The following is a 25,612-nucleotide window of genomic DNA, read 5'->3' as shown; positions in this document are numbered from 1 at the left end:
TCCTAACCACACGTACTAAAAAGATACTTCCTATGGAAATCGTATGACTATGAAGCTTCGAATAGTTCAGTTTTCATGATTTTTATGCTATTCTAGCTTTAGAATCCTTCAGAACGTAAAATTTTAAGCAGTCAAAGACCTAGAATACCCATAAAACATTTATTCTATAGCAATTCTAAGTTTAGAATCGCATAGATATATATGTTCTTGAGCTGTTCGATAGTTTGGGCAGCTCTATTCTGAGAAATCTGAGTTATCAATGCTTTAGAATAGTATTTCGTCAATGGATTTTATTGAAGGATTGCTTATTTTATGCTACTCTAAAATAAAATAGATTTAATGGAGCAAATGGAGAAGCATTACATGAAACATTTTTTTGCAGGAATTGGTGAAATTCATCTTTTGTCACTTTTATTATATCTAGGCATGTCTACTAGCCCAATTATTGGACTAGTGATTGGACATACTAAAATAAATCTAATAAATTCTATTATTATAGCTCTTGGTATGATATTGGCATTAATTTTGGTATTATCAAGAGTGTATAGAAAATATTTTTATAGAGACGATGATGACTAAAGTTTTTATCAATAAAACCAGAGGTTGGTAGATTATCAGCCTCTTTCTTGTCTTCTCTAACCAAGCATGTTATAATGAAAACTGCTCAAGCGACCTTCAATCGTGAAGCACACACGACCTTCAATCGTGAATAAACGAATAGATGGGAGACTTACCATGAGTGATAACTCTAAAACACGTGTTGTTGTGGGGATGAGTGGTGGTGTTGATTCGTCGGTGACGGCTCTCTTGCTCAAAGAGCAGGGCTACGATGTGATCGGTATCTTCATGAAGAACTGGGATGACACAGATGAAAACGGCGTCTGTACGGCGACCGAAGATTACAAGGATGTGGCTGCGGTAGCAGACCAGATTGGCATTCCTTACTACTCTGTCAATTTTGAAAAAGAGTACTGGGACCGCGTTTTCGAGTATTTCCTAGCGGAATACCGTGCAGGGCGCACGCCAAATCCAGATGTTATGTGCAACAAGGAAATCAAGTTCAAGGCCTTTTTGGACTATGCCATGACCTTGGGTGCAGACTATGTAGCAACTGGGCATTATGCTCGAGTAGCGCGTGATGAGGATGGCACTGTTCACATGCTTCGTGGCGTGGACAATGGCAAGGATCAGACTTATTTCCTCAGTCAACTTTCGCAAGAACAACTTCAAAAAACCATGTTTCCACTGGGACATTTGGAAAAGCCTGAAGTTCGAAAACTAGCAGAAGAAGCAGGCCTTGCGACTGCTAAGAAGAAAGACTCGACAGGGATTTGCTTTATCGGAGAAAAGAACTTTAAAAATTTCCTCAGCAACTACTTACCAGCTCAGCCTGGTCGCATGATGACTGTAGATGGTCGCGATATGGGCGAGCATGCAGGTCTGATGTATTATACGATCGGTCAGCGTGGCGGACTCGGTATCGGTGGGCAACACGGCGGTGACAATGCCCCTTGGTTCGTTGTCGGAAAAGACCTAAGCAAGAATATCCTCTATGTAGGCCAAGGTTTCTACCATGATTCGCTCATGTCAACCAGCCTAGAGGCTAGCCAAGTCCACTTTACTCGTGATATGCCAGAGGAGTTTACGCTCGAATGTACGGCTAAATTCCGCTACCGTCAGCCTGATTCTAAGGTGACAGTACATGTTAAAGGAGACAAGGCAGAGGTCATCTTTGCAGAGCCACAACGTGCGATTACACCAGGACAGGCAGTTGTCTTTTACGATGGCGAGGAGTGTCTAGGTGGTGGCTTGATTGACAATGCTTACCGCGATGGACAAGTTTGTCAGTACATTTAGATTGACAAATTTTCTCAATCTGCTACAATAATAACAGCAATAGAAATGATGGTCAAAGCTCATGGATGTTGCAGGCTTTTTTGTCCTGCACTTCTTTGGAGTTTTGACTGTTTTTGTATCGTTTAAGGGAAAGGATAAGAATGACTCAGCAAGACTTTCGGACAAAAGTAGACAATACGGTTTTTGGAGTTCGGGCGACAGCTTTGATTCTTCAAAATCGCAAGCTCCTAGTTACCAAAGATAAGGGCAAGTATTACACTATTGGCGGTGCGATTCAAGTAAATGAAAGCACGGAGGACGCGGTAGTCCGTGAAGTGAAGGAAGAACTGGGTGTCAAAGCTCAAGCTGGGCAGCTAGCTTTTGTGGTTGAAAATCGTTTTGAACAGGACGGTGTTTCCTATCACAATATCGAGTTTCATTATTTGGCGGACTTGCTTGAAGATGCCCCATTGACCATGCAGGAAGATGAGAAAAGGCAGCCCTGTGAATGGATTGATTTGGATAAACTTGAGGATCTCCAGCTAGTTCCAGCCTTTTTGAAAACAGCCCTACCAGATTGGGACGGGAAACTAAGACACATTCATCTTGAGGAATAGGAGAGAAAATGATGGTTAAGCTTATTGCCCATGTACTTGTTCATAATGGTGATGATTATTTGCTCATTCAGCGTTCGGAAATTAAAAGAGGACAACCCAATGTTTATCCAACTTACTGGGATATTCCTGGTGGCGGGGTTGAAAAGGGTGAACTTCCGCGAGATGGTGCTCTTAGAGAATGCATTGAAGAAGCGGGAGTTAGGCTAGATAGCAGTTTGCTCAAACTTCTTCACGAAGATAGTCAACTGGATACCTCTAAGGATACGGTTTATAAAGCAGAGTGGGTTGGGGAGAAGCCAATTATCAGATTAGATCCTGAAGAGCATAGGCACTTTAAATGGGTTACTATGGCTCAAGCTCTAGAGGAGGAGAAGTTAGTTCCTTATTTGCGAGAAATTTTTGAAAGGTTAAAAAATGACTTATAATTTTACTGAAGAATACGATATTATTGTAATCGGTGCGGGACACGCTGGGGTTGAGGCTTCCTTGGCTGCTAGCCGTATGGGTTGTAAGGTCTTGCTTGCGACCATCAACATTGAAATGCTTGCTTTCATGCCTTGTAATCCCTCTATCGGTGGTTCTGCCAAGGGGATCGTTGTGCGTGAAGTTGATGCCCTCGGTGGCGAGATGGCCAAAACCATTGATAAGACTTACATTCAGATGAAGATGCTCAACACAGGGAAGGGCCCAGCTGTCCGTGCCCTTCGTGCGCAGGCTGACAAGGAGCTTTACTCTAAGGAAATGCGCAAGACAGTTGAAAATCAAGAAAATTTGACCCTTCGTCAAACCATGATTGATGAGATTTTGGTGGAAGACGGAAAAGTTGTCGGTGTTCGTACAGCGACCCATCAAGAGTATGCTGCTAAGGCTGTTATCGTGACGACAGGGACTGCCCTCCGTGGGGAAATTATCATCGGAGACCTCAAGTATTCGTCAGGTCCTAACCACAGCTTGGCTTCTATTAACCTTGCTGACAATCTCAAGGAACTTGGTCTCGAAATCGGTCGTTTCAAGACAGGAACGCCTCCACGTGTCAAGGCTTCTTCTATCAATTACGATGTGACCGAGATTCAGCCAGGAGACGAAGCGCCTAATCATTTCTCATACACTTCACGAGATGAGGATTATGTCAAGGACCAAGTGCCATGCTGGTTGACCTATACCAATGGAACCAGTCATGAGATTATCCAAAACAACCTCCACCGTGCGCCTATGTTTACAGGTGTGGTCAAGGGAGTGGGGCCTCGTTATTGTCCGTCGATTGAGGACAAGATTGTGCGCTTTGCAGACAAGGAACGCCACCAACTCTTCCTTGAGCCAGAAGGGCGCAATACAGAGGAAGTCTATGTTCAAGGACTTTCAACCAGTCTGCCAGAGGATGTCCAGCGTGAGCTGGTTCATTCTATCAAAGGTTTGGAAAATGCAGAGATGATGCGAACAGGTTATGCCATTGAGTATGATATGGTCTTGCCTCACCAGTTGCGTGCGACTCTGGAAACAAAGAAAATCTCCGGACTTTTCACTGCTGGTCAGACCAATGGAACTTCAGGTTATGAAGAAGCTGCTGGCCAAGGGATTATAGCTGGTATCAATGCCGCTCTGAAAATTCAAGATAAGCCTGAATTGATTTTGAAGCGCAGTGACGGTTATATCGGGGTCATGATTGACGATTTGGTGACCAAGGGAACCATTGAACCCTACCGTCTATTGACCAGTCGTGCTGAATACCGCCTCATTCTCCGCCATGACAATGCCGATATGCGTTTGACAGAGATGGGACGCGAGATTGGACTTGTGGACGATGAACGTTGGGCTCGTTTTGAAATTAAGAAAAATCAATTTGACAATGAGATGAAGCGACTAGACAGCATCAAACTCAAGCCAGTCAAGGAAACAAATGCCAAGGTTGAGGAGATGGGCTTCAAGCCGTTGACAGATGCGGTGACCGCCAAGGAATTCCTTCGCCGTCCAGAAGTTTCTTACCAAGATGTGGTGGCCTTCATCGGGCCAGCTGCAGAGGACTTGGATGACAAGATTATCGAATTGATTGAAACAGAAATCAAGTACGAAGGCTATATTTCCAAAGCCATGGATCAGGTTGCCAAGATGAAACGCATGGAAGAAAAACGCATTCCAGCTAATATTGACTGGGATGATATTGATTCCATCGCGACAGAAGCTCGTCAGAAGTTCAAACTTATCAATCCAGAAACTATCGGCCAAGCCAGCCGTATTTCGGGAGTAAACCCAGCAGATATTTCTATTTTGATGGTGTATCTTGAAGGTAAAAATCGTAGTATTTCAAAAACTCTTCAAAAATCAAAATGATACGTTGTCGGCTTCTTACGAATGAGTTCAAAGCTTGGCTTTGATTCATCGCCAGCCTCCCATAGTTCCCCGAACTATGGGAGCTAACTCAAGTTATGCTTTCGCCTAGCCTTCTAGTCTGATTTCGATTTTTATTGAGTTTCAATCTCAAAAGAAAGCATAGAGAAAAACAGCTCCGAAAAATCGGGGCTGTTTTGTTGACTTATTCTTCATCTGGTGTGAGGATCATCGGGATAATAATCGGTTCACGTTCTGTATTTTCATAGAGGAAGGGGCGAATAGCGTTGACAATGGCACCATTGACTGATTGCACGCTAGCATCCTTATTTTTCAGTGCGATACGAATTGCATTGAAGAGGATACGCTGGCTTTGGCGAATCAGGTCGCCAGACTCTCTCATGTAGACAAAGCCTCGGCTGAGGATGTCTGGTCCAGACAGAATCATCTGCGATTTGAAGTCAACAGTTGCGACTGCCAGAACGACACCATCTTCAGATAAATCACGACGATCTTTGAGGACAGCAGCACCAATTTCACCGATACGATTTCCATCGACATAGATGTCTTGGGCGTTGAAATGACCTGCGATACGAGCTGAGTCAGTAGTAAGGGCAAGTACATCTCCATTGCTCATGATAAAGATATTATCCTTCTCAACACCAGTATCCACTGCTAGTCCAGCGTGGACTTTTTGCATGCGGTATTCACCGTGGACAGGCATGAAGTATTTTGGCTTAATCAAGCGGAGCATGAGTTTTTGCTCTTGCTGACCACCGTGTCCAGATGTATGGATATTGTTAACCTTACCGTGGATAACTTCGACACCAGCTTCAGAAATGATGTTGATCAGTTTGTTGACGCTAGTAGTGTTTCCAGGGATTGGACTAGAAGAGAAGATAACCGTATCGCCTGGTTGGAGTTGTACCTGACGGTGGGTTCCGTTGGCGATACGAGAGAGGGCCGCCATAGGTTCACCCTGACTACCTGTACAGAGGATGAGAACTTCTCCTGCAGGGTAATCTTTGATTTCATTTGGCTCGATAAAGGTTCCCTTAGGAGCTTTGATATAGCCAAGCTCGATTCCGTTGACAATGGCCTTTTCCATAGAACGGCCAAATACCGCAATCTTACGTCCAGTCTTAACAGCAGCTTCTGTTGCTTGCTGGAGACGGAAGATATTTGAGGCAAAGGATGCAAAGATGATACGTCCTTCAATGCCTTGGATAATCTTCATGATGGACTGACCAACGACTTTTTCAGAGTTGGTAAAGGTTGGCACTTCTGCATTTGTCGAGTCAGACAGGAGACAGAGCACGCCTTCTTCACCAAGGGCTGCCATACGGTGCAAGTCCGCAGGTTCTCCAACTGGAGTAAAGTCGAACTTGAAGTCACCCGTACAAACGATTTTCCCTTGAGGAGTATGGATGACAATCCCTAAAGGTTCTGGAATAGAGTGAGTCGTTCTAAAGAAAGTTGCCTTGAGGTTTTTAAAGGTCAACTCAGTATTGTGGTTGATTTCGTAAAGTTTGGCGTTGCGCAAGAGGCCGTGTTCTTCGAGTTTCCCACGAATCAAAGCCAAGGCAAGTGGTCCAGCGTAAATCGGGACATTTGCTTGCTTGAGCAGGAAAGGAATCCCACCAATGTGGTCCTCGTGTCCATGTGTGATTAAGACAGCCTTGACGCGGTCGATATTGTCCACGATGTAAGAGTAGTCAGGAATGACATAGTCGATACCAAGCAAGTCATCTTCTGGGAATTTAATCCCAGCATCGACGATGATAATCTCATCTTGGTATTCAATCCCGTATGTGTTTTTCCCGATTTCTCCCAGACCACCGATGGCAAAAACGCCGACTTCTTCAGGTTTAAGAGTATAGGTCATATTAGAACTCCGTGATTTCGAAGGCGCCAGTTTCTTTTTCGTAATCTAGCAATTTGTCAGACAAGCGTTCGATATACTCGATGTTGTATTCTGGGCGATTTTCTTCGACAAGTTGACGAGCAGCGATGCGACCCTCAAGTTCTGAGCTGGCATCGATGTCTAGGTAAAGTGCGCGTGTTGTTTCGCGACGTGGGCTACGTTCTTTTGTTTCTTGATAAAAAACTTTGTAAATCATATAGTTCCTTTCTATTTACAGGTCAGCTTATTCCAAACTTTTAGTAGATATTTGCTTGATTTCATTCCATTTTTTGTCTAGATTGACCTTGATTCGTTACAATTATCTCAATTATACCACAAAATGAAAAATTAGTAAAAGACGGGAACGAGAAAGTCATAGAGTCACTCATTAGGAAGCGTTTGCAAAAATAAAGAAAGTATGTTATCTTGATAATGGAAGTGGAATTTATCGTTTGTCATAATTCCCTATAGTTTTTAAGTCAAGGAGGTTGCCCTATGTATAACTTATTTTCTTTTGCTATCGGAGTTCGCTTGGTAGCTTTTATCATTTTTGTTGCTTGTGTTTATGGAGGGAATCTTCTATTTGCCAAAATGGAACGACGACAAACCAAGTTCTTGTGGAAAATTATCTTTGTGACTCTCTACTCGCTTTTTCTCCTCCTTGTAACCTATGTAGTTTGGTTTGTATTTTACTTTGGATTAAATGCTTAGATGCCCTGCTCATGCTGGGGCATTTTGTTTGGGGATAAAGAAAATTCCACCCCATCTATCAAGATGAGGTGGTTTTTGCATTTTTCTAAAATGACATGACAATGGAATAAATGTTTGCTTTAAGAATTTATTCTTATTATGTTAATGACTCTTCTGCTCAAAAATAGAGTTGAAGCATAAAAATAAAACAATACAAACAGATAGATCAATTGGTAAAGGGATAGTAGTAATGTTTAAATCATTGAGAATGCTGAGCAAACTGTAAGAGATGAAGACAATAAAATTTATCCTTCTAAAAATGTGTCTTTTATCTAGCATGACTTACCAAACTTTTTACGGAGATCTTTCCCAATGGTATAAGCTGCCATAAATAAAGCGATACCAACACCTGCACCAAAACCACCCTTGATTTCTTGCAATTCCTTATTAGAAATTTCACGATAGTTGTTCAAATCTTTCATCATATTAATCTCCTCCTAAAAAATAACCAGCTGCCAAACCAGAACCTACAAGTGCTGTTCCGCCTGCAATAGCTTTCCAAGATACTGCTACTCCAAAGATAATCAAGGGAGCGAGACCGCCATCAATATCTGATAATTCATTTTCAGATAGGGATAAAAATTGATTGTCAAGAACGTCAAAATTTGTCATTGAACTTTCCTCCTTTTTTCTTGTTCACTTTTATATTCGGAAAAGAAAAGGAAAAGTGAACATTTTTTTGAAATTTATTTGCGAATTATTTTTTGTTTAAGTCTAGGTATTCCTGTTTGGGGATAAAGAAAATTCCCATGTGCCAGCTTTTGTAGTATAATAGTAAGCAGACAAAAAGATAGGAATGTGTTATGAAAGTATTAGCTTTTGATACGTCCAGCAAGGCTCTTTCTCTCGCTATTTTAGAGGACAAGCAGATTCTTGCCGAGACGACGATTAATATCAAGAAAAATCACAGTATTACCCTCATGCCTGCCATCGATTTTTTGATGGCAAGTTTGGATTGGACGCCCAAGGATTTGGACCGAATCGTGGTAGCGGAAGGGCCAGGTAGCTACACAGGCTTACGAATTGCGGTCGCAACGGCTAAGACTTTGGCTCATACTCTGAATATCGAGTTAGTTGGTATGTCTAGCCTCTTGGCTCTGGTGCCCTACCAACAAGAAGGTTTGTTCGTCCCCTTGATGGATGCGCGTCGCAACAATGTTTATGCAGGATTTTATGAAAATGCTAAACCTGTCATGCCAGAAGCGCACCTGCCCTTTGAGCGAGTGATTGAGCTAATCAAGGGTGCTAGTCAGGTAACCTTTGTCGGAGAAGTTGGCCCCTTTGTGGAGCAGATTCAAGAACATTTGCCAAGGACTAATTACAAAGAAACCTTGCCTAACGCAGCCAATCTTGCTCTTTTGGCCTGGGACAAGGAAACAGACTCCTTGCATGATTTTGTGCCGAATTACCTCAAACGTGTTGAGGCTGAGGAAAACTGGCTCAAGAACCACACTGAGTCTGGTGAGTCTTACATTAAACGCCTATGATAGAAATCAAACGAATCCAAGGACAGCCTGACTTGGCACAAGCCATCTATGCTGTTATGGTAGCTGTTTATCCAGTCAGTCCTTGGACGCTGGAACAAATCCAAGCAGACCTGTCCCAAGACCAGACTTGGTATGCTCTAGCTTATGATGGGACAGAAGTGATTGGCTTTCTAGCTGTGCAGGAGAATCTATTTGAAGCAGAGGTCCTGCAAATCGCTGTCAAACAAATCTATCAGGGGCAGGGAATTGCCTCGGCCTTGTTTGCTCAATTGCCGGCAGAAAAGGAGATTTTCCTCGAAGTCAGAAAGTCAAACCAACGAGCGCAAGCATTTTACAAGAAAGAAAAGATGGCGGTCATCGCTGAGCGAAAGGCCTACTACCATGATCCAGTCGAGGACGCCATTATCATGAAGAGAGAAATAGATGAAGGATAGATATATTTTAGCATTTGAGACATCCTGTGACGAGACCAGTGTCGCCGTCTTGAAAAACGACGATGAGCTCTTGTCCAATGTCATTGCTAGTCAAATTGAGAGTCACAAACGTTTTGGGGGCGTAGTGCCCGAAGTAGCCAGTCGTCACCATGTTGAGGTCATTACAGCCTGTATTGAGGAGGCTCTGGCAGAAGCAGGGATTACCGAAGATGATGTGACAGCTGTTGCGGTTACCTATGGACCGGGCTTGGTTGGAGCTTTACTAGTTGGTTTATCAGCTGCTAAGGCCTTTGCTTGGGCACATAGACTTCCACTGATTCCCGTTAACCACATGGCTGGCCACCTCATGGCCGCTCAGAGTGTGGAGCCTTTGGAGTTTCCCTTGCTAGCCCTTTTAGTCAGTGGTGGACACACAGAGTTGGTTTATGTTTCGGAGGCTGGTGACCACAAGATTGTTGGGGAAACGCGAGATGACGCGGTTGGTGAGGCTTATGATAAGGTTGGCCGTGTCATGGGCTTGACCTATCCTGCCGGTCGTGAGATTGACGAGCTAGCTCATCAGGGACAGGATATTTATGATTTCCCCCGTGCCATGATTAAGGAAGATAATCTAGAATTTTCATTCTCAGGTTTGAAATCTGCCTTTATCAATCTTCATCACAATGCCGAGCAAAAGGGAGAAAGTCTGTCTACAGAAGATTTGTGTGCTTCCTTCCAAGCGGCAGTTATGGACATTCTCATGGCTAAAACCAAAAAAGCTTTGGAGAAATATCCTGTTAAAACTCTAGTCGTGGCAGGTGGTGTGGCAGCCAATAAAGGTCTTAGAGAACGTCTAGCAACTGAAATCACAGATGTCAAGATTATCATCCCACCTCTGCGCCTCTGCGGAGACAATGCAGGTATGATTGCCTATGCCAGCGTCAGCGAGTGGAACAAAGAAAACTTTGCAAGCTTAGACCTCAATGCCAAACCAAGCCTCGCTTTTGATACCATAGAATAAAGAGTCAGCTTAAAGCTGGCTTTTTCACTCGATAAAGTGTCAGAATATTTTGACAAATAATTGTAAATAATGATATACTATATAAAAAATAGGAGGTGGCCAGATGATTGAGAGAATGGAATTGGGAGAATTTTACAAGGAATTGCGCTTGGCTAGAAAGCTAAAACAGTCAGATGTGGCTTGTGCTGGACTAACAGCCTCTCAGTTGTCCAAGTTTGAACTAGGGCAGTCTATGCTGTCTGCAGATAAGTTGATTCTAGCTATCCAAGGTATAAATGTGACCTTTGATGAGTTTGGGCACAAGCTCAACAACTATCAAGAATCCCCACATATGCGAATTGGTAGAAGGGTTGTGGATCGCTTTGCCCATCAAGATATTGCTGGTTTAGAGCAACTGTTGGAAGAAGTCGAGCAAGAACAGATGGCGCAGACCTATCGTCGTTTGAATGCTATTGTGATTAAAGATGCTATCCATTCCTTAGATAAAAACTATCCGCTAGCAGAGGAGGATAGCGAGTTTTTAACTACCTACCTCTACGCTATTGAGTCTTGGACCTGGTTTGAACTCTATCTTTTTTGCAATACTATGCCCTTCCTGAGCAATCAAGATCTGATTTTTTTATCAACCTCTTTGCTTGAAAAGTCCAAAGAATTTAAAGAGTTGGTACATAATCGATTGTATATGAAGCAAGGACTCTTAAATATCTTATCAGAACTCATGGAGCGCAAACTTTTCTCCTATATTCCAATCTTTGAAGCCGAGTTGGAGAGCATGCTGCGTCCGTATGATGTTTTTGAGAAATTATTATGGCAATTTTTAAAGAAGATGAGTGTCTTTCTTCAAACCAAAGGAAGCAATCAAAAAGAGATTGAAAACTTTATCCAATCTCTGCAAGTATTAGAAAATCCACAATTGATAACCCTCTTCGAATTGCGTTTGCAACAATACAAAGAACTTATCGATTAGTTAGAAATGGGAAAATGATAATAATCTCAGCAATGATTGCCAATAATCTTAAAACTTGTTTCTTCATATGACTTCCCTCCTCATTAGTAATAACTTTATTATAGCAGGGAAATAATCAAATCCACCAAAATCGCAAATCTGAAATTTCTATAAGAAAAAATATCAAATATGCGATTTTCTAAAATAAGGCAATTTCTGTGTTATACTGACCTTGTAAAACATTTGAAGCAAATCCTAGGTCGCAGAAGTGGTTTACAAGAAGAAAACAATTGAAGGAGTATAAAAGATGTTAAATTTACAATTTGCAGAAACAATGGAATTGACAGAAGATGAGTTGCAAGATGTTAGAGGAGGCTACACTGTGGTTAACCCAGGCGGTGGAATTGGAGTAAGCTTAGGAGCACCTTGGTCAATCACTAATTTCTGGAAGAAATATTTTAACCATGATTCTTCCACTGTTAATCGTCGTCATTGATATTTAAAGCCCTTGCCTTTGTTTGGGTTAGGGCTTTTTTTATTTCGTAATATAGGAGAAAATAGGATGAAAAAGATAATCTCACGCTACTACTTTATTATAGCTTTTCTACTAGTTATTGCTGACCAGAAGTTCAGTGGTCTGGTTTTATCTAGCGACTTTGCTCTTGGTCTATCTGACTTTACTTATTATCTGTCGGATATGATGTTGAATTTTCTTGTGGTTTTATTTGCTCTGATTGTTATGATTTGGTCGGAGAAATGGCAACAAATCAACAATAGAAAGTTTAAAAGATCCTATCTTTTCTATTCCTTCCTAGCTCTGCTTTCTTTTGTTGCTTGGAATTTTGTCACCTTTTTTCTTTTCCCACCTACTCGAAATGAAATTTCTTATCAACATGCTGCTCCTACTTTTACAGGAGCTACGGCATTTTTGATGTATTTCTTTTATCCTGTGATTGCAGGTCCCATTTTTGAAGACATGATTTATCGTGGATTAGTGATGACTGCTCTGGAAAAAGGAAAGAAATGGGGGCTAGATGTACTTGGTTCCGCTGTTTTATTTGGGGTCTCGCACATTAGTAATCACGGTTGGGTCTTGACAGACTTTGTCTTCTATATGGGTGGAGGTCTTATATTTGCAGTCTTATTTAGAATGACAAAGTCAATTTATTGGCCTATTGGACTGCATATAGTCTACAATGGTATTGGTCAGATTTTGATGTTACTGTAATTTTGGTTGTTAGTAGTATCGCGGTATATTCTTGGGGAAAGATTCCCATTTGAATTTAAAAAGGAGTTGTGATGAAAGTATTTCTTCAAAATAGAGATTTTAGGCAATTAACTATCAACCAGTGGATTTCAACGCTTGGGGATACGATTTTTTATCTGGCCTTTTTGAATTATGTGGCAGATGCATCTTTTGCCCCTTTGGCGATTTTACTCATCACGATTTCAGAAACCCTGCCCCAAGTTCTACAAATCTTTCTGGGAGTTTTGGCGGATTTTCAACATCATCGTGTCTTGAAATACACAGTCATTAGTTTTGCAAAATTTTTGCTTTACTCTATAGTATCCTTATCGTTTTCAGGGCAGCCCTTTTCCTTGTTATTAGTAGCCTTTATTTGTCTGATTAACCTCGTGTCTGACACATTGAGTTATTTTTCAGGCGCCATGCTCACTCCGATTTTCATTAGAATTATTGGGCAAGATCATCTGGCAGAAGCTATTGGATTTAAACAGTCAACCGTTAGTTTAGTGAAAACAATCAGTAATATTCTAGGAGGAGTCTTACTAGCTATTCTATCTATCCAGTTTATTTCCTTACTGAATGCTCTTACCTTTTTAATCGCATTTTTAGGTATTCTTTTCATAAAAAATGACCTCTTGAAAGTAGAAAAAACTATTAGCTATCAAGAAGGGCTCTCTGTAAAATCCTTTTGCCAGCATTTGGTCCAATCATCGAAATTGATATGGAATATGAATAAGGTGCTCTTGGTTTTGTTTATTATCTCTATTAGTCAAGCAGTGATAAATGTTACAGTTCCTATTTCTACTCTGTTTTTGAGGAATCAGCCCTTTTTGAATTTACAAACTGGTCAATCTCTCGCTTTGTTATCAACACTGGAATTGTCAGCCCTTATTGTCGGAAGCCTTGTAAGTGGCTATCTGAAAAATACGATTTCTATAAAAATAGCTCTATATGCCTCGCTTATTATCCAATTACTCCTTTTAGTTGGTTTTGTGGCAGTTCGTTTTGACTGGATTCTTATCTTTAGTGCCTTGGATGCCTTTTTTGCAGGTATTCTCTCTCCTCGATTACAGGAACTCATTTTTAAACAAATACCTGAGGAGTCAATGGGAGCAGTTCAATCCTCTATCGGCGCCATTACGGTTGTTTTACCTAGCTTATTTACAATAGCTTTGGTAACCATTGCTACTAGCTTTGGAACTCAGGCAGTCAGCTTTGTTTTATTGCTATTTCTTCTAGTTTCCTTTGTCATGCTCTTGAATATCCGTGAAAACATTTAGCGGAGAATTTCTATAATATATGTTTGAGACTGGTTTCCAGTCTTTTTCTGTTCTTGTCAATCAGCAGACTTTTTTCTCTTTCCTGAATGTGTTATAATAGTCCATGCTGTGGCTGGAACTGATTCAGCCCACCTATTAAGACAATATGAGGAGAAAGATGAAAGAAAAAGGATTTTGGGAGGGGGCGCAGGCAGCCATGCCAACAGCCCTTGGTTATATCAGTATTGGCCTTGCCTGTGGGATTATCGGTGCGCCCTATGTGACACCTGTAGAGATGGGCTTGATGAGTCTCTTTGTTTATGCTGGGAGTGCCCAGTTTGCCATGTTGGCACTGATTGCGGTTCAAGCTCCTGTGGCTGCCATTGCTATGACGGTCTTTTTGATTAATTTGCGTCTCTTTTTGTTGAGTTTGCATGCGTCAACCTATTTCCGTCATACCAGTCTTTGGCACAATATCGGTATGTCTAGTATCTTGACGGATGAGACTTATGGTGTATTGATGGGCGAATTGGCCCATACAGACAAGGTCAATCCTATGTGGATGCACGGAAACAATCTCAACAGCTATGTAGCTTGGTTTGTGGGGACAGTAGTCGGAACGGCTCTGGGTGGCCTGTTGCCAAATCCAGAAATCTTTGGCTTGGATTTTGCCTTGGTTGGGATGTTTATCGGAATTTTTGCTTTGCAATTCCAGATTATGCAAAGACGGATTCCTGTCCGCAATCTGCTCATTATCCTAGCAGTTGTTGCGGTGTCCTTCTTTTTGCTCTTGACAGTGGTGTCTCAGTCACTAGCTGTTCTGTTTGCGACGCTACTTGGTTGTACAATGGGGGTGGTTTTAGATGGTCAGTAAGTATCTTTTATTAGCAGTTCTTTTCTCTGGCTTGGTGACCTGGATTCCCCGTATGATTCCCTTCATCTTGGTCAAGTATAAGGGTTTGCCTGCAATCGTTGAGCGTTTTTTGAAGTTCTTGCCCGTTTCTATTATCTTTGCCTTGATTCTTTCAAGCGTAGTGACAGGCAAGGTTGGTAGCCTTCCTCAAATCAAATGGCTGGACTTCTTAGCAGTCTTTCCAACGGCTTGGGTAGCCTTTCGCTACCGTAATCTAGTCGGAACGGTTCTCTTCGGAGTAGTCTTGATTGCCGTCTTGCGCTTGGTCTTTTAAATTAGCCATAAAAAAAATTTATCACAGAGATAGATATCATATAATGGCGTAAATGCTCTTTTTCTGTTAAGATTATAAGGTATTCTATTTTGGAGGAAATGACATGAAAAAAATCGTTAAATACTCATCTCTTGCTACCCTAGGGCTTGTTGCTGCAGGTGTGCTAGCAGCTTGCTCAGGTGGTGCGAAAAAAGAAGGAGAAGCAGTTAGCAAGAAAGAAATTATTGTTGCAACAAATGCTTCACCAAAACCATTCAACTATGAAGAAAATGGTGAATTGACTGGTTACGAAATTGAAGTGGTTCGCGCTATCTTTAAAGATTCTGACAAGTATGATGTCAAGTTTGAGAAGACTGAGTGGTCAGGTGTCTTTGCGGGTCTTGACGCTGACCGTTACCAAATGGCCGTGAACAACATCAGCTACACTAAAGAACGTGCTGAAAAATACCTTTATGCAGCTCCAACTGCTAAAAACCCTAACGTTCTTGTAGTGAAAAAAGACGACTCTAGCATCAAATCGCTTGATGATATCGGTGGAAAATCAACAGAAGTTGTTCAAGGAACAACATCAGCTAAACAGTTGGAAGACTACAACAAACAACACTCAGATAATCCAACTGTCCTTAACTACACTAGAGCAGACTTCCAACAAATCATGGGACGCTTGAGCGATGGCCAATTTGACTACAAAATTTTTGATAAAATCGGTGTTGAAACAGTTATCAAGAACCAAGGTTTGGACAACTTGAAAGTTATTGAACTTCCAAGCGACCAACAACCTTACGTTTACCCACTTCTTGCCAAAGGTCAAGATGAGTTGAAAACATTTGTAGACAAACGTATCCAAGAACTCTACAAAGACGGAACTCTTGAAAAGTTGTCTAAACAATTCTTCGGCGACACTTACCTACCAGCAGAAGCTGATATTAAATAATTTCTTGAAGTCATCCATTCGGAATAAGATGGGTGATTTCTCAGTTTTTAGGGATATAGTTTTAAACTATATATCTGGCTATCTAATAACAATTTGTGAAATCAAACAAATTGTGAGATACTAGTACGGTATTATTTTTAAGGAGAAAGAATCATGAAAATTAAAAAATGGCTTGGTGTAGCAGCCCTTGCTACAGTCGCAGGTTTGGCTCTTGCAGCTTGCGGAAACTCAGAAAAGAAAGCAGACAATGCAACAACTATCAAAATCGCAACTGTTAACCGTAGCGGTTCTGAAGAAAAACGTTGGGACAAAATCCAAGAATTGGTTAAAAAAGACGGTATCACTTTGGAATTTACAGAGTTCACAGACTACTCACAACCAAACAAGGCAACTGCTGATGGTGAAGTAGACTTGAACGCTTTCCAACACTATAACTTCTTGAACAACTGGAACAAAGAAAACGGAAAAGACCTTGTAGCGATTGCAGATACTTACATCTCTCCAATCCGCCTTTACTCAGGTTTGAATGGAAGTGACAACAAGTACACTAAAGTAGAAGATATCCCAGCAAACGGAGAAATTGCTGTACCAAACGATGCTACAAACGAAAGCCGTGCGCTTTACTTGCTTCAATCAGCTGGCTTGATTAAATTGGACGTTTCAGGAACTGCTCTTGCAACAGTTGCTAACATCAAAGAAAATCCAAAGAACTTGAAAATCACTGAATTGGACGCTAGCCAAACAGCTCGTTCATTGTCATCAGTTGACGCTGCCGTTGTAAACAATACCTTCGTTACAGAAGCAAAATTGGACTACAAGAAAGCACTCTTCAAAGAACAAGCTGATGAAAATTCAAAACAATGGTACAACATCATTGTTGCGAAAAAAGATTGGGAATCATCACCTAAGGCTGATGCTATCAAGAAAGTCGTTGCAGCTTACCATACAGATGAAGTGAAAAAAGTTATCGAAGAAACATCAGACGGTTTGGATCAACCAGTTTGGTAATAAGAAACAGGGAGGTGGGAGAGAGAATTCCACCTCTTGCTTTTGTATAGAGCAGGGATTGTCAGGAAGAGTAGTTCATAGAAAGGTAGAGAGAATATGGTTTTTCCTAGCGAACAAGAACAGATTGAAAAATTTGAAAAGGATCATGTGGCCCAGCATTATTTTGAGGTTTTGCGTATCTTGATTTCTAAGAAATCAGTCTTTGCCCAACAGGTGGGGCTCAAAGAAGTTGCCAACTATCTGGGTGAGATTTTCAAGCGTGTTGGGGCTGAAGTGGAGATTGATGAGACTTATACAGCGCCCTTTGTCATGGCGCATTTCAAGAGTTCGCGTCCAGATGCCAAGACCCTAATCTTCTATAACCACTATGACACTGTGCCAGCGGATGGGGATCAGGTCTGGACAGAGGATCCTTTTACTCTTTCAGTGCGCAATGGCTTCATGTATGGGCGTGGGGTTGATGACGACAAGGGTCATATCACAGCTCGTTTGAGTGCTTTGAGAAAATACATGCAGCACCACGATGACCTGCCTGTCAATATCAGTTTTATCATGGAGGGAGCAGAGGAATCTGCCTCGACAGACCTAGACAAGTATCTGGAAAAACATGCGGATAAACTCCGTGGTGCGGATTTGTTGGTATGGGAACAAGGAACCAAAAATGCCTTGGAACAGCTAGAAATTTCTGGCGGAAATAAGGGAATTGTGACCTTTGATGCCAAGGTAAAAAGCGCTGATGTTGACATCCATTCCAGTTATGGTGGGGTTGTGGAATCAGCTCCATGGTATCTTCTTCAAGCCCTACAGTCTCTTCGTGCTGCAGATGGCCGTATCTTGGTTGAAGGCTTGTACGAAGAAGTACAAGAGCCAAATGAACGAGAATTGGCCTTGGTGGACACTTACGCTCAACGAAATCCAGGGGAAATCAGCCAGATTTATGGTTTGGAATTACCTCTCTTACAAGAGGATCGCGCAGCCTTTCTAAAACGTTTCTTTTTCGAGCCAGCCCTTAATATCGAAGGGATTCAGTCAGGTTACCAAGGACAAGGGGTTAAAACGATTTTGCCAGCAGAAGCCAGTGCTAAGCTAGAGGTTCGTTTGGTTCCTGGCCTAGAACCGCATGATGTTCTGGAAAAAATTCGGAAACAGCTAGACAAAAATGGCTTTGATAAGGTAGAATTATACTATACCTTGGGAGAGATGAGCTATCGAAGCGATATGAGCGCACCAGCCATTCTCAATGTGATCGAGTTGGCCAAGAAATTCTATCCACAGGGCGTTTCAGTCTTGCCGACGACAGCGGGGACAGGGCCTATGCATACGGTCTTTGATGCTCTAGAGGTGCCAATGGTGGCCTTCGGTCTAGGAAATGCCAATAGTCGAGACCACGGTGGAGATGAGAACGTGCGAATCGCCGATTACTATACCCATATTGAATTAGTAGAGGAGCTGATTAGAAGCTATGAGTAGAGATATTATCAAGTTAGATCAGATTGATGTGACTTTTCACCAAAAGAAGAGAACCATCACAGCGGTCAAGGATGTGACCATTCACATCAAAGAAGGGGATATCTACGGAATCGTTGGATATTCTGGAGCAGGGAAATCAACCCTTGTACGGGTGATTAACCTCTTGCAAAAACCATCTGCAGGGAAAATTACCATTGACGACGATGTGATTTTTGATGGTGAGGTCACCTTGACGGCAGAGCAGTTGCGTCGTAAACGTCAAGATATTGGAATGATTTTCCAGCATTTCAACCTGATGAGCCAAAAGACAGCAGAGGAGAATGTAGCCTTTGCCCTTAAACACTCTGGCCTCAGCAAGGAAGAAAAGAAGGCTAAAGTAGCTAAATTGTTGGACTTGGTTGGCTTGGCAGATCGTGCTGAAAATTACCCTTCACAACTATCTGGTGGACAAAAACAGCGTGTGGCCATTGCGCGTGCCTTAGCAAATGATCCAAAAATCTTGATTTCAGACGAGTCGACTTCTGCCCTTGATCCTAAGACTACCAAGCAGATTTTGGCCTTGTTGCAAGATTTGAACCAAAAATTAGGCTTAACTGTTGTCTTGATTACGCATGAAATGCAGATTGTCAAAGACATTGCCAACCGTGTGGCGGTTATGCAGGACGGACATTTGATTGAAGAGGGTAGTGTCCTTGAAATCTTCTCAGACCCTAAACAACCTTTGACTCAAGACTTTATCTCAACAGCCACAGGTATTGACGAAGCCATGGTCAAAATCGAGAAGCAAGAAATCGTGGAACACTTGTCTGAAAACAGCCTTTTGGTACAACTCAAGTATGCGGGTGCTTCAACAGACGAGCCACTTTTGAATGAATTGTACAAGCATTACCAAGTAACAGCTAATATCCTCTATGGAAATATCGAAATTTTGGATGGTACTCCTGTTGGAGAATTGGTGGTGGTCTTGTCAGGTGAAAAAGCAGCGTTGGCAGGTGCCCAAGAAGCCATTCGTCAAGCAGGTGTGCAGCTAAAAGTATTGAAGGGAGGACAGTAAGATGGAATCATTGATTCAAACCTATTTACCAAATGTTTATAAAATGGGCTGGGCTGGTCAAGCAGGCTGGGGAACAGCCATCTACCTAACCCTTTATATGACAGTTCTTTCCTTTATTATTGGAGGTTTCTTGGGGCTGGTGGCAGGTCTTTTCCTTGTCTTGACAGCGCCGGGTGGTGTTTTGGAAAATAAAGTTGTTTTTTGGATTTTGGATAAGATTACCTCTATTTTCCGTGCGGTACCATTTATCATTCTCTTGGCAGTCTTGTCACCCTTCTCTCATCTAATCGTAGGAACAAGCATTGGTCCAAATGCGGCTATCGTACCGTTATCTTTTGCAGTCTTTGCCTTCTTTGCCCGTCAAGTACAGGTGGTATTGGCTGAGCTAGATGGTGGTGTCATTGAGGCGGCTCAAGCTAGCGGAGCGACATTCTGGGATATCGTAGGTGTTTACCTATCAGAAGGCCTTCCAGATTTGATCCGTGTGACGACTGTAACCTTGATTTCACTAGTCGGTGAAACAGCCATGGCGGGAGCGGTCGGAGCAGGTGGTATTGGTAACGTAGCTATCGCCTATGGATTTAACCGTTACAATCACGATGTGACCATCTTGGCAACTATCATTATCATTTTGATTATCTTTGCAATCCAATTCTTGGGAGATTTCCTGACCAAGAAATTGAGTCATAAATAAAAAAGAGCCGTGTGGCTCTTTTTTAGTAATCAGATTTTTTGTGCCAATTTTTTACTCAAGGCTTGTCCAATCAAAGCACCCACTAGGGCTCCGATGACAATACTTGCGATAAATAGAAGGACGGTTCCAGGATTTGGTGCGACCATGATACGGTCGATATATTCTTGCGATTTTCCTCTTGCCAGAAGGGTAGCCATATAGGCTTTGGGAGTAATCCACATAAGCAAGATCGGTCCTGATGTGCTAAAGGCAAAAATAACGAAAGAAAGGAGGTTCTTTGTTTGGTCCTTGTATTTTCCGAGGTTAGCTACTCCATCTGCTAGGAGGCCACAGATAATTCCAGGAAGGAAGGCACCAGCACCGTGTTTAGTTCCCAAGAAAAAGAGGGCCATGACAAGGCCGATAGTGGTAATGGCTCCAAATCGCGGAACTTTTGCGACTAGGATCATATAGATGCTGCCGCCTACAAGGCCAGTAAAGGCAGGCGCATAAAACATGTTTCCAGTTTGGTCAAAGAGATTGCCCAAAAGGACACCAATCCCCATGCAGAGGAAGTAAAGAACTGCAAAAAGCAGTGTAGTTAAGATAGATTTTTTCATGAATTGTCTCCTGATAATTTTCTCACAATTCTCATTGTACCACGGTTTGGTGGGATTGTAAATGGATAGTCTATGTGTTTGAAAACGCTTGAAATATGCTATAATAGTTTCATAGTTATTTTTAGGGGGATATCATGGGGAGATTTTTAGACTTTGTCTTTAATCGTTTCTTTTTAGGGATGATTGCGACAGCCTTCTTTTGGATATTAACATTGGCAGGAGGGATTATTCTTGGTCTAGCGCCGGCTAGTGCCACCTTGATGAGCTTGTATGCAGAACATGGTTATAGCTTTCGGGAATACAGTTTGAAGGAGGCTTGGTCTCTTTATAAGCAAAATTTTGTATCAAGCAACCTGATTTTCTATAGCTTTCTAGGAGTGGATCTAGTTTTGGTTTATGGCTTGTATCTCTTGGTGCAATTGCCTCATCAGACTATTGTTCATTTGATTGCGACCTTTTTGAATGTTCTAGTAGTTGCCCTGATCTTTTTGGCCTATACAGTATCTTTGAAACTACAAGTTTATTTTGACTTGTCCTATCGAAATAGTCTCAAACTATCCTTGATTGGCATCTTTATGAGCCTAGCAGCTGTGGTCAAGGTTCTTCTTGGGACAGTGCTACTTGTGGCAATTGGTTATTATATGCCTGCTCTTCTCTTCTTTGTAGGAATTGGGATGTGGCATTTCTTTATCAGTGATATGTTGGAACCGGTCTATGAAAGCATCCATGAAAAATTGGCGACAAAATAGAATGAAGCAGTTTTGGCTACATACGCTTCTGCGAACCTATAGTTCAGTTATGATCATTATTATTGCGAGTTTTGCAATCTTACTTTCTTACGCTGACTGGGATTCACGGGAAAAGGAAGCTCAAAGAGTAGCCCAGCGTGTAACTACTCGAACAGTCGAAGAGGTGGAATATTATTATCGCGAGTCAGCTCAGCTAGCTCAAGATTTAGTAGCCAATCAAGACCGGATACAAGGGGTTTATAAGTACTTTAGCCTGTCAACTTCTGAGTATTTTTATTGGTTGTTGGAGCATCAAGCAGCTTCGTCAACTTCTATTTCTCTGTATGAAAATATTGATGATCTTTATGTCCAAAATGACTATATAACGGGTGTTGCAATCGTCTTGCAGGACTTTAAAGAAGTTTATGTTTCGAGCAGAAATGAGAGAGGTGGTCATACGGTACTTGCGGAAGACTTTAAACCAGAGGCCAATAGTTTTGGAGTGCCTATTTTAGACCCAGCGACGGATCAATCGATAGGGGTTGTTTATATCTCCTTGGATCCAGAAATCTTATACCATGCTGTGGACAATACCCGAGGTCATATCCCGATGGCTGTGACTGTGACATCGCCTTTTGATACGGAGATTTTTCATATTGGTGAGAGGGTCAATAGGGAGCATGAGAACTGGTTTGTTGGTGTGACCTCTCATGGCTATCAGGTTCAGGTGGCAGTTCCCAAAAACTTTGTTTTACAAGGAACAGTGACTAGCTCTTCTTTGATTGTGGGCTTGAGCCTTCTTTTTATTGTTATTCTTTATCTGACTTTGAGGCAGACCTTTGCTAATTATCAAAAGCAGGTAGTGGATTTGGTGGATTCCATCCAAGCTATTGCTCAAGGGGAAGAAGGTCTTCGCATTGATACGCTTGAAAAGGATCAGGAATTGCTCCTGATCGCGGAGACGACCAATGATATGTTGGATCGCTTGGAAAAGAACATCCATGATATTTACCAGTTAGAGCTTAGTCAAAAAGATGCCAATATGCGAGCCCTACAAGCTCAAATCAATCCTCATTTTATGTATAATACGCTGGAATTTTTACGTATGTACGCAGTCATGCAGAGTCAAGATGAGTTGGCAGATATCATTTATGAGTTCAGTAGTCTCTTGCGTAACAATATTTCTGATGAAAGAGAAACCCTCCTCAAACAGGAATTAGAATTTTGCCGTAAATATAGTTATCTTTGCATGGTTCGCTATCCTAAATCTATTGCCTATGGTTTCAAGATAGACCCAGAGTTAGAGAATATGAAGATTCCTAAGTTTACTTTGCAACCGCTGGTAGAAAATTATTTCGCTCATGGTGTTGACCATAGACGGACAGATAATGTGATTAGCATTAAAGCTCTTAAACGAGATGGTTTTGTGGAAATTTTGGTGGTCGATAATGGTCGTGGTATGTCGTCTGAAAAGATGACAAATCTTCGAAAAAAATTAAGTCAGAGACATTTTGAACACCAAGCTAGCTACAGTGCCCAAAGGCAGTCTATCGGGATTGTCAATGTCCATGAGCGTTTTGTGCTCTATTTTGGGGATCGCTATGCTATTACTATAGATTCTGCAGAGCAAGCAGGTGTTCAGTATCGTATTACAATTCAAGATGAGTAGAAAGGGAGAAAATGTATAAAGTATTATTAGTAGATGATGAGTACATGGTGACAGAAGGTCTGAAACGTTTGATTCCCTTTGATAAGTGGGATATGGAGGTCGTCGCAACAGCCAGTCATGCCGATGAAGCATTAGAATATGTTCAGAACAATCCCGTCGATGTGGTCATTTCCGATGTCAATATGCCTGACAAAACAGGGCTTGATATGATTCGGGAGATGAAAGAAATTTTACCTGAAGCTGCCTATATCCTGCTCTCAGGTTATCAGGAGTTTGATTATGTAAAAAGAGCAATGAACCTTAGTGTGGTGGACTATTTGGTCAAGCCTGTTGATAAGGTAGAGTTGGGAAATCTGCTGGAGAAGATTGCAGGTCAGCTCGGCGAGAGAGGAAAGAAAAGTCAGACCCTCAGTCAAGATTTAGATGAGGCTGGATTTGTTAGTTATTTAGGTGGTAAGGAGAATTGGTGGATAGGCCTATCCAAGGAAAAACAAGGCTCTTTCACCATTCCCTACTATGTGTTAGGACAAGATTGGCAGATTTTTATTTCTGATCAACCCCTAGATGGTTTAGTCGTTACTCCCTTTGAAGCTCCTTATCAAGAACACTTTGAACGCTGGAAGCTGAATGCTGAGAAAGCCCTCTTTTACGGTTCTGTAAATTTAAAACAGTCTCAGAGTCTCTTTGCCTATTACGAACCGATTTATAGGGTTATCATTCAGGGGGATCTCAACCAAATCGTAGAAGAGTTAAACCTCTTGGAGAAGGTGGTTCTTGAAAATACACCCCGTGTTCCGATTACCAAACAGCTTTTTATCCAGTTTGTCATGGATGTTTTTCACTTGTTTGAACATCTAAAAGCTGATGATATGACGGATATCGTCAAAACCATTCATGCTATTCAATCCTTTGATGAATTGGTTCCTTATATTAAGGAAACTCTGACCCGATTTTTTGGGCAATATCGCATGAATGAAAATGTGGTCAGTGTACTGGAAGTTATTGGGCGTGATTATCAGAAAGAACTTTCGCTCAAGGATATCAGTAAGGATCTTTTTATCAATCCTGTCTATCTAGGTCAGTTGATTAAGCGAGAAACCAATTCGACTTTCGCAGAGTTACTAAACAAACAACGCATTAAGGCTGCCCAACAACTCTTGCTTTCGACTAGTGACAGTATCGAAGATATTTGTTATGCTGTTGGTTACAGTAACGTGGGATATTTCTATAAAGTGTTCCGAAAATTGTGCGGAAAATCGCCAAAAGCCTACCGAAAACAGGTAGAAACTATACTATAAGATTTGTATTCCCTTACAAAAGGTGCTATAATATCAATAATAATATCAGGAGGTTCTATCATGAAAAAGAAACCGATTTATCTATGGGTCTTGCTAATCTTGTCTGCTCTGATTTCAGCTGCGTCTCTATTTGGAATGTTGAGTCCCTTGCCTAGCAAAGAAGCCTTTCGTGCGAGTCAGAAAACTATTGAAGGGATTAGTGCTCAGCAATTAGAAGACCAGCTTAATTACAGCTATAGAGTAGCAGAATCAACTCATTCTATTTTTAATATGGCCTTGATTGTGTTATCTGCTATTTTAGTGGTAGTAGCGATTGTATTCCTTATTCGTAAGAATTTACAATATGCAAACTATACTTATGTCGGCTATGTTTTGCTAGCCATTATTGGTTCGATTTATAGCTATGTGACTTTACAAGACGCTGTGCAGTTAGTTCACGATGAGACCATGCGTTTAGGGATAAGTGTTATTTCACAAGCCGTTAGCATTTTCTCTATCGTCATCAATGTTCTTTTCCTAGCCCTTGTCTTCTATAAGATGTGGCGTCAACAAAAAGCCTTGGCTGAAGAAGAGGAAACAGGAGAGTTTGCCTAAGTATTGACAAAAAATAACTATCAAGTTACAATCTTGGTAGTTATTTTTCGATTATAGATAAAATTATGGAGGTAAAATATGAAGACAATTTCTTTAGTCTATATCAGTCTGAGTGGCAATACTGAGAGTTTTGTGACGCGCTTGAAAGACTATCTCTTGTCCCAGTACGAGGGAATTGAGGTTCAAAAGATTCATATTAAGGATTTGATCAAGGAAGGTCACGATTTCTATGAAATGGACCACCCTTACATCGCCTTTCTACCGACCTACCTAGAAGGTGGGAATGGCCTTGATAACGGAGATGTCGAGATCTTGACGACACCAGTGGGGGATTTTATCGCCTATGGTGACAATGCTAGTAAGTGTTTTGGTGTGGTTGGTTCAGGAAATCGTAACTTTAATAACCAATACTGCCTGACAGCCAAGCAATACAGCCAACGCTTTGGTTTCCCTGTCTTGGCTGACTTTGAAATGCGAGGCATGCTGGAAGATATCAAACGTGTCGCAGCTATTATTGCAGATTTGTATGAGTTGGAAAGTTAAGCTTCGGCTTGACTTTTTATTTATCCTAGGT

General features: G+C 41.6%; 30 protein-coding genes. 25 read left to right on the top strand and 5 right to left on the bottom strand.

Translation table 11 applies throughout. The features are described from left to right. Positions 1-363 precede the first annotated feature (363 nt). The 5 genes from FJR77_RS00955 to mnmG all read left to right on the top strand — a co-directional run bounded on the left by FJR77_RS00955 (position 364) and on the right by mnmG (position 4,781). The gene (locus FJR77_RS00955; RefSeq protein WP_140832857.1) at positions 364-579 is read left to right on the top strand and encodes a hypothetical protein; all 216 of its coding nucleotides are present in this window, start codon (positions 364-366) and stop codon (positions 577-579) included. 156 nt (positions 580-735) lie between these two features. After that, positions 736-1,857, top strand: a complete 1,122-nt coding sequence (gene mnmA / locus FJR77_RS00950; RefSeq protein WP_049543159.1) for a tRNA 2-thiouridine(34) synthase MnmA — start codon at positions 736-738, stop codon at positions 1,855-1,857. 140 nt (positions 1,858-1,997) lie between these two features. Beyond that, the gene (locus tag FJR77_RS00945) at positions 1,998-2,453 is read left to right on the top strand and encodes an NUDIX hydrolase (RefSeq protein ID WP_181146568.1); all 456 of its coding nucleotides are present in this window, start codon (positions 1,998-2,000) and stop codon (positions 2,451-2,453) included. A gap of 8 nt (positions 2,454-2,461) precedes the next feature. Beyond that, positions 2,462-2,878, top strand: coding sequence for an NUDIX hydrolase (locus FJR77_RS00940; RefSeq protein WP_140832861.1), 417 nt, complete (start codon positions 2,462-2,464; stop codon positions 2,876-2,878). Continuing rightward, positions 2,868-4,781: a tRNA uridine-5-carboxymethylaminomethyl(34) synthesis enzyme MnmG gene (gene mnmG / locus FJR77_RS00935; RefSeq protein WP_140832864.1), complete on the top strand. Its 1,914-nt coding sequence runs from the start codon at positions 2,868-2,870 to the stop codon at positions 4,779-4,781. The genes FJR77_RS00940 and mnmG overlap by 11 nt, the downstream gene beginning before the upstream one ends. 202 nt (positions 4,782-4,983) lie before the next feature. Here the strand turns inward: mnmG and rnjA are convergent, their stop codons facing one another. Continuing rightward, complete coding sequence (gene rnjA / locus FJR77_RS00930) at positions 4,984-6,663, bottom strand: ribonuclease J1 (protein WP_140832866.1); 1,680 nt, start codon at positions 6,661-6,663, stop codon at positions 4,984-4,986. A gap of 1 nt (position 6,664) precedes the next feature. Further along, complete coding sequence (locus tag FJR77_RS00925) at positions 6,665-6,898, bottom strand: DNA-dependent RNA polymerase subunit epsilon (protein ID WP_000639575.1); 234 nt, start codon at positions 6,896-6,898, stop codon at positions 6,665-6,667. Between the two features lie 278 nt (positions 6,899-7,176). Here FJR77_RS00925 and FJR77_RS00920 point away from each other — a divergent pair, with 278 nt between their 5' ends. After that, positions 7,177-7,392, top strand: coding sequence for a hypothetical protein (locus FJR77_RS00920; RefSeq protein ID WP_140832869.1), 216 nt, complete (start codon positions 7,177-7,179; stop codon positions 7,390-7,392). A 311-nt stretch (positions 7,393-7,703) separates the two neighbouring features. On the opposite strand, the gene cibB is transcribed toward FJR77_RS00920, so the two are convergent. Further along, entirely contained in the window at positions 7,704-7,856 is a 153-nt protein-coding gene (cibB, locus tag FJR77_RS00905) for a fratricide two-peptide bacteriocin subunit CibB (RefSeq protein ID WP_070528467.1), read from the bottom strand. Position 7,857: 1 nt separating this feature from the next. Next, positions 7,858-8,043: a fratricide two-peptide bacteriocin subunit CibA gene (cibA, locus tag FJR77_RS00900; protein ID WP_136936678.1), complete on the bottom strand. Its 186-nt coding sequence runs from the start codon at positions 8,041-8,043 to the stop codon at positions 7,858-7,860. Positions 8,044-8,234: 191 nt separating this feature from the next. On the opposite strand from cibA, the gene tsaB reads away from it, so the two are divergent. The 14 genes from tsaB (at position 8,235) to FJR77_RS00830 (ending at position 20,150) form a co-directional block, all read left to right on the top strand. Continuing rightward, positions 8,235-8,918: a tRNA (adenosine(37)-N6)-threonylcarbamoyltransferase complex dimerization subunit type 1 TsaB gene (gene tsaB / locus FJR77_RS00895; protein WP_140832873.1), complete on the top strand. Its 684-nt coding sequence runs from the start codon at positions 8,235-8,237 to the stop codon at positions 8,916-8,918. Further along, positions 8,915-9,352: a ribosomal protein S18-alanine N-acetyltransferase gene (rimI, locus tag FJR77_RS00890; RefSeq protein WP_140832876.1), complete on the top strand. Its 438-nt coding sequence runs from the start codon at positions 8,915-8,917 to the stop codon at positions 9,350-9,352. The genes tsaB and rimI overlap by 4 nt, the downstream gene beginning before the upstream one ends. After that, complete coding sequence (gene tsaD, locus FJR77_RS00885) at positions 9,342-10,352, top strand: tRNA (adenosine(37)-N6)-threonylcarbamoyltransferase complex transferase subunit TsaD (RefSeq protein WP_000655032.1); 1,011 nt, start codon at positions 9,342-9,344, stop codon at positions 10,350-10,352. Before rimI ends, tsaD begins: the two co-directional genes overlap by 11 nt. Positions 10,353-10,455: 103 nt before the next feature. Further along, a complete protein-coding gene (locus FJR77_RS00880; RefSeq protein WP_000572846.1) occupies positions 10,456-11,319 on the top strand; it encodes an XRE/MutR family transcriptional regulator in 864 nt (287 codons plus the stop codon). Positions 11,320-11,605: 286 nt separating this feature from the next. Continuing rightward, positions 11,606-11,794: a peptide pheromone VP1 gene (locus tag FJR77_RS00875; protein WP_000933481.1), complete on the top strand. Its 189-nt coding sequence runs from the start codon at positions 11,606-11,608 to the stop codon at positions 11,792-11,794. A gap of 66 nt (positions 11,795-11,860) precedes the next feature. Further along, complete coding sequence (locus FJR77_RS00870; protein WP_000720893.1) at positions 11,861-12,526, top strand: CPBP family intramembrane glutamic endopeptidase; 666 nt, start codon at positions 11,861-11,863, stop codon at positions 12,524-12,526. A 71-nt stretch (positions 12,527-12,597) separates the two neighbouring features. Then, a complete protein-coding gene (locus FJR77_RS00865; RefSeq protein ID WP_181146570.1) occupies positions 12,598-13,824 on the top strand; it encodes an MFS transporter in 1,227 nt (408 codons plus the stop codon). Between the two features lie 157 nt (positions 13,825-13,981). After that, positions 13,982-14,677, top strand: a complete 696-nt coding sequence (locus tag FJR77_RS00860; RefSeq protein ID WP_140832880.1) for an AzlC family ABC transporter permease — start codon at positions 13,982-13,984, stop codon at positions 14,675-14,677. Further along, positions 14,667-14,990: an AzlD domain-containing protein gene (locus FJR77_RS00855; protein WP_000253948.1), complete on the top strand. Its 324-nt coding sequence runs from the start codon at positions 14,667-14,669 to the stop codon at positions 14,988-14,990. The genes FJR77_RS00860 and FJR77_RS00855 overlap by 11 nt, the downstream gene beginning before the upstream one ends. 103 nt (positions 14,991-15,093) lie before the next feature. Then, positions 15,094-15,924: an amino acid ABC transporter substrate-binding protein gene (locus tag FJR77_RS00850; RefSeq protein ID WP_140832882.1), complete on the top strand. Its 831-nt coding sequence runs from the start codon at positions 15,094-15,096 to the stop codon at positions 15,922-15,924. Between the two features lie 153 nt (positions 15,925-16,077). Further along, positions 16,078-16,932, top strand: a complete 855-nt coding sequence (locus tag FJR77_RS00845; protein WP_020902669.1) for a MetQ/NlpA family ABC transporter substrate-binding protein — start codon at positions 16,078-16,080, stop codon at positions 16,930-16,932. Positions 16,933-17,028: 96 nt separating this feature from the next. Then, positions 17,029-18,402: a M20 family metallopeptidase gene (locus tag FJR77_RS00840; protein WP_140832884.1), complete on the top strand. Its 1,374-nt coding sequence runs from the start codon at positions 17,029-17,031 to the stop codon at positions 18,400-18,402. Next, a complete protein-coding gene (locus tag FJR77_RS00835; protein ID WP_140832886.1) occupies positions 18,395-19,456 on the top strand; it encodes a methionine ABC transporter ATP-binding protein in 1,062 nt (353 codons plus the stop codon). Before FJR77_RS00840 ends, FJR77_RS00835 begins: the two co-directional genes overlap by 8 nt. 1 nt (position 19,457) lies before the next feature. Then, positions 19,458-20,150 (top strand): methionine ABC transporter permease, encoded by a 693-nt coding sequence (locus FJR77_RS00830; RefSeq protein WP_000444647.1) that lies wholly within the window; start codon positions 19,458-19,460, stop codon positions 20,148-20,150. A 29-nt stretch (positions 20,151-20,179) separates the two neighbouring features. Here FJR77_RS00830 and FJR77_RS00825 read toward each other — a convergent pair whose 3' ends face one another. Continuing rightward, positions 20,180-20,749: an MptD family putative ECF transporter S component gene (locus tag FJR77_RS00825; protein WP_140832888.1), complete on the bottom strand. Its 570-nt coding sequence runs from the start codon at positions 20,747-20,749 to the stop codon at positions 20,180-20,182. 134 nt (positions 20,750-20,883) lie between these two features. Between FJR77_RS00825 and FJR77_RS00820 the strand changes: the two genes are divergently transcribed. From FJR77_RS00820 to nrdI, 5 genes are all read left to right on the top strand, one after another. Next, positions 20,884-21,498 (top strand): YesL family protein, encoded by a 615-nt coding sequence (locus FJR77_RS00820; RefSeq protein ID WP_140832890.1) that lies wholly within the window; start codon positions 20,884-20,886, stop codon positions 21,496-21,498. Then, entirely contained in the window at positions 21,476-23,146 is a 1,671-nt protein-coding gene (locus tag FJR77_RS00815; RefSeq protein WP_308850670.1) for a sensor histidine kinase, read from the top strand. Before FJR77_RS00820 ends, FJR77_RS00815 begins: the two co-directional genes overlap by 23 nt. A gap of 11 nt (positions 23,147-23,157) precedes the next feature. After that, complete coding sequence (locus FJR77_RS00810) at positions 23,158-24,444, top strand: response regulator transcription factor (RefSeq protein WP_140832894.1); 1,287 nt, start codon at positions 23,158-23,160, stop codon at positions 24,442-24,444. Positions 24,445-24,504: 60 nt separating this feature from the next. Then, positions 24,505-25,038: an ABC transporter permease gene (locus FJR77_RS00805; RefSeq protein WP_140832896.1), complete on the top strand. Its 534-nt coding sequence runs from the start codon at positions 24,505-24,507 to the stop codon at positions 25,036-25,038. A 78-nt stretch (positions 25,039-25,116) separates the two neighbouring features. Further along, positions 25,117-25,581 (top strand): class Ib ribonucleoside-diphosphate reductase assembly flavoprotein NrdI, encoded by a 465-nt coding sequence (gene nrdI / locus FJR77_RS00800; RefSeq protein ID WP_140832898.1) that lies wholly within the window; start codon positions 25,117-25,119, stop codon positions 25,579-25,581. The last annotated feature ends 31 nt before the right edge of the window (positions 25,582-25,612 follow it).

It is taken from the genome of Streptococcus shenyangsis (genome assembly GCF_006385785.1).
Taxonomy (GTDB): Bacteria; Bacillota; Bacilli; order Lactobacillales; family Streptococcaceae; genus Streptococcus; species Streptococcus shenyangsis.
The sequence above is the reverse complement of the archived record's forward strand: the minus strand, read 5'-3'. Positions and strand labels throughout refer to the sequence as shown.

What these genes read in the sequence shown, in the direction of transcription:
- mnmA (WP_049543159.1), top strand. Translation starts at nt 736, where the DNA reads ATGAGTGATAACTCTAAAACACGTGTTGTTGTGGGGATGAGTGGTGGT.
- rimI (WP_140832876.1), top strand. Translation starts at nt 8,915, where the DNA reads ATGATAGAAATCAAACGAATCCAAGGACAGCCTGACTTGGCACAAGCC.
- nrdI (WP_140832898.1), top strand. Translation starts at nt 25,117, where the DNA reads ATGAAGACAATTTCTTTAGTCTATATCAGTCTGAGTGGCAATACTGAG.
- FJR77_RS00880 (WP_000572846.1), top strand. Translation starts at nt 10,456, where the DNA reads ATGATTGAGAGAATGGAATTGGGAGAATTTTACAAGGAATTGCGCTTG.
- FJR77_RS00920 (WP_140832869.1), top strand. Translation starts at nt 7,177, where the DNA reads ATGTATAACTTATTTTCTTTTGCTATCGGAGTTCGCTTGGTAGCTTTT.
- FJR77_RS00850 (WP_140832882.1), top strand. Translation starts at nt 15,094, where the DNA reads ATGAAAAAAATCGTTAAATACTCATCTCTTGCTACCCTAGGGCTTGTT.
- FJR77_RS00805 (WP_140832896.1), top strand. Translation starts at nt 24,505, where the DNA reads ATGAAAAAGAAACCGATTTATCTATGGGTCTTGCTAATCTTGTCTGCT.
- cibB (WP_070528467.1), bottom strand. Translation starts at nt 7,856, where the DNA reads ATGATGAAAGATTTGAACAACTATCGTGAAATTTCTAATAAGGAATTG.
- tsaD (WP_000655032.1), top strand. Translation starts at nt 9,342, where the DNA reads ATGAAGGATAGATATATTTTAGCATTTGAGACATCCTGTGACGAGACC.
- FJR77_RS00840 (WP_140832884.1), top strand. Translation starts at nt 17,029, where the DNA reads ATGGTTTTTCCTAGCGAACAAGAACAGATTGAAAAATTTGAAAAGGAT.
- tsaB (WP_140832873.1), top strand. Translation starts at nt 8,235, where the DNA reads ATGAAAGTATTAGCTTTTGATACGTCCAGCAAGGCTCTTTCTCTCGCT.
- FJR77_RS00820 (WP_140832890.1), top strand. Translation starts at nt 20,884, where the DNA reads ATGGGGAGATTTTTAGACTTTGTCTTTAATCGTTTCTTTTTAGGGATG.
- FJR77_RS00855 (WP_000253948.1), top strand. Translation starts at nt 14,667, where the DNA reads ATGGTCAGTAAGTATCTTTTATTAGCAGTTCTTTTCTCTGGCTTGGTG.
- FJR77_RS00860 (WP_140832880.1), top strand. Translation starts at nt 13,982, where the DNA reads ATGAAAGAAAAAGGATTTTGGGAGGGGGCGCAGGCAGCCATGCCAACA.
- FJR77_RS00945 (WP_181146568.1), top strand. Translation starts at nt 1,998, where the DNA reads ATGACTCAGCAAGACTTTCGGACAAAAGTAGACAATACGGTTTTTGGA.
- FJR77_RS00845 (WP_020902669.1), top strand. Translation starts at nt 16,078, where the DNA reads ATGAAAATTAAAAAATGGCTTGGTGTAGCAGCCCTTGCTACAGTCGCA.
- FJR77_RS00815 (WP_308850670.1), top strand. Translation starts at nt 21,476, where the DNA reads ATGAAAAATTGGCGACAAAATAGAATGAAGCAGTTTTGGCTACATACG.
- FJR77_RS00940 (WP_140832861.1), top strand. Translation starts at nt 2,462, where the DNA reads ATGATGGTTAAGCTTATTGCCCATGTACTTGTTCATAATGGTGATGAT.
- rnjA (WP_140832866.1), bottom strand. Translation starts at nt 6,663, where the DNA reads ATGACCTATACTCTTAAACCTGAAGAAGTCGGCGTTTTTGCCATCGGT.
- FJR77_RS00835 (WP_140832886.1), top strand. Translation starts at nt 18,395, where the DNA reads ATGAGTAGAGATATTATCAAGTTAGATCAGATTGATGTGACTTTTCAC.
- FJR77_RS00830 (WP_000444647.1), top strand. Translation starts at nt 19,458, where the DNA reads ATGGAATCATTGATTCAAACCTATTTACCAAATGTTTATAAAATGGGC.
- FJR77_RS00875 (WP_000933481.1), top strand. Translation starts at nt 11,606, where the DNA reads ATGTTAAATTTACAATTTGCAGAAACAATGGAATTGACAGAAGATGAG.
- FJR77_RS00810 (WP_140832894.1), top strand. Translation starts at nt 23,158, where the DNA reads ATGTATAAAGTATTATTAGTAGATGATGAGTACATGGTGACAGAAGGT.
- FJR77_RS00825 (WP_140832888.1), bottom strand. Translation starts at nt 20,749, where the DNA reads ATGAAAAAATCTATCTTAACTACACTGCTTTTTGCAGTTCTTTACTTC.
- FJR77_RS00925 (WP_000639575.1), bottom strand. Translation starts at nt 6,898, where the DNA reads ATGATTTACAAAGTTTTTTATCAAGAAACAAAAGAACGTAGCCCACGT.
- FJR77_RS00955 (WP_140832857.1), top strand. Translation starts at nt 364, where the DNA reads ATGAAACATTTTTTTGCAGGAATTGGTGAAATTCATCTTTTGTCACTT.
- mnmG (WP_140832864.1), top strand. Translation starts at nt 2,868, where the DNA reads ATGACTTATAATTTTACTGAAGAATACGATATTATTGTAATCGGTGCG.
- FJR77_RS00865 (WP_181146570.1), top strand. Translation starts at nt 12,598, where the DNA reads ATGAAAGTATTTCTTCAAAATAGAGATTTTAGGCAATTAACTATCAAC.
- cibA (WP_136936678.1), bottom strand. Translation starts at nt 8,043, where the DNA reads ATGACAAATTTTGACGTTCTTGACAATCAATTTTTATCCCTATCTGAA.
- FJR77_RS00870 (WP_000720893.1), top strand. Translation starts at nt 11,861, where the DNA reads ATGAAAAAGATAATCTCACGCTACTACTTTATTATAGCTTTTCTACTA.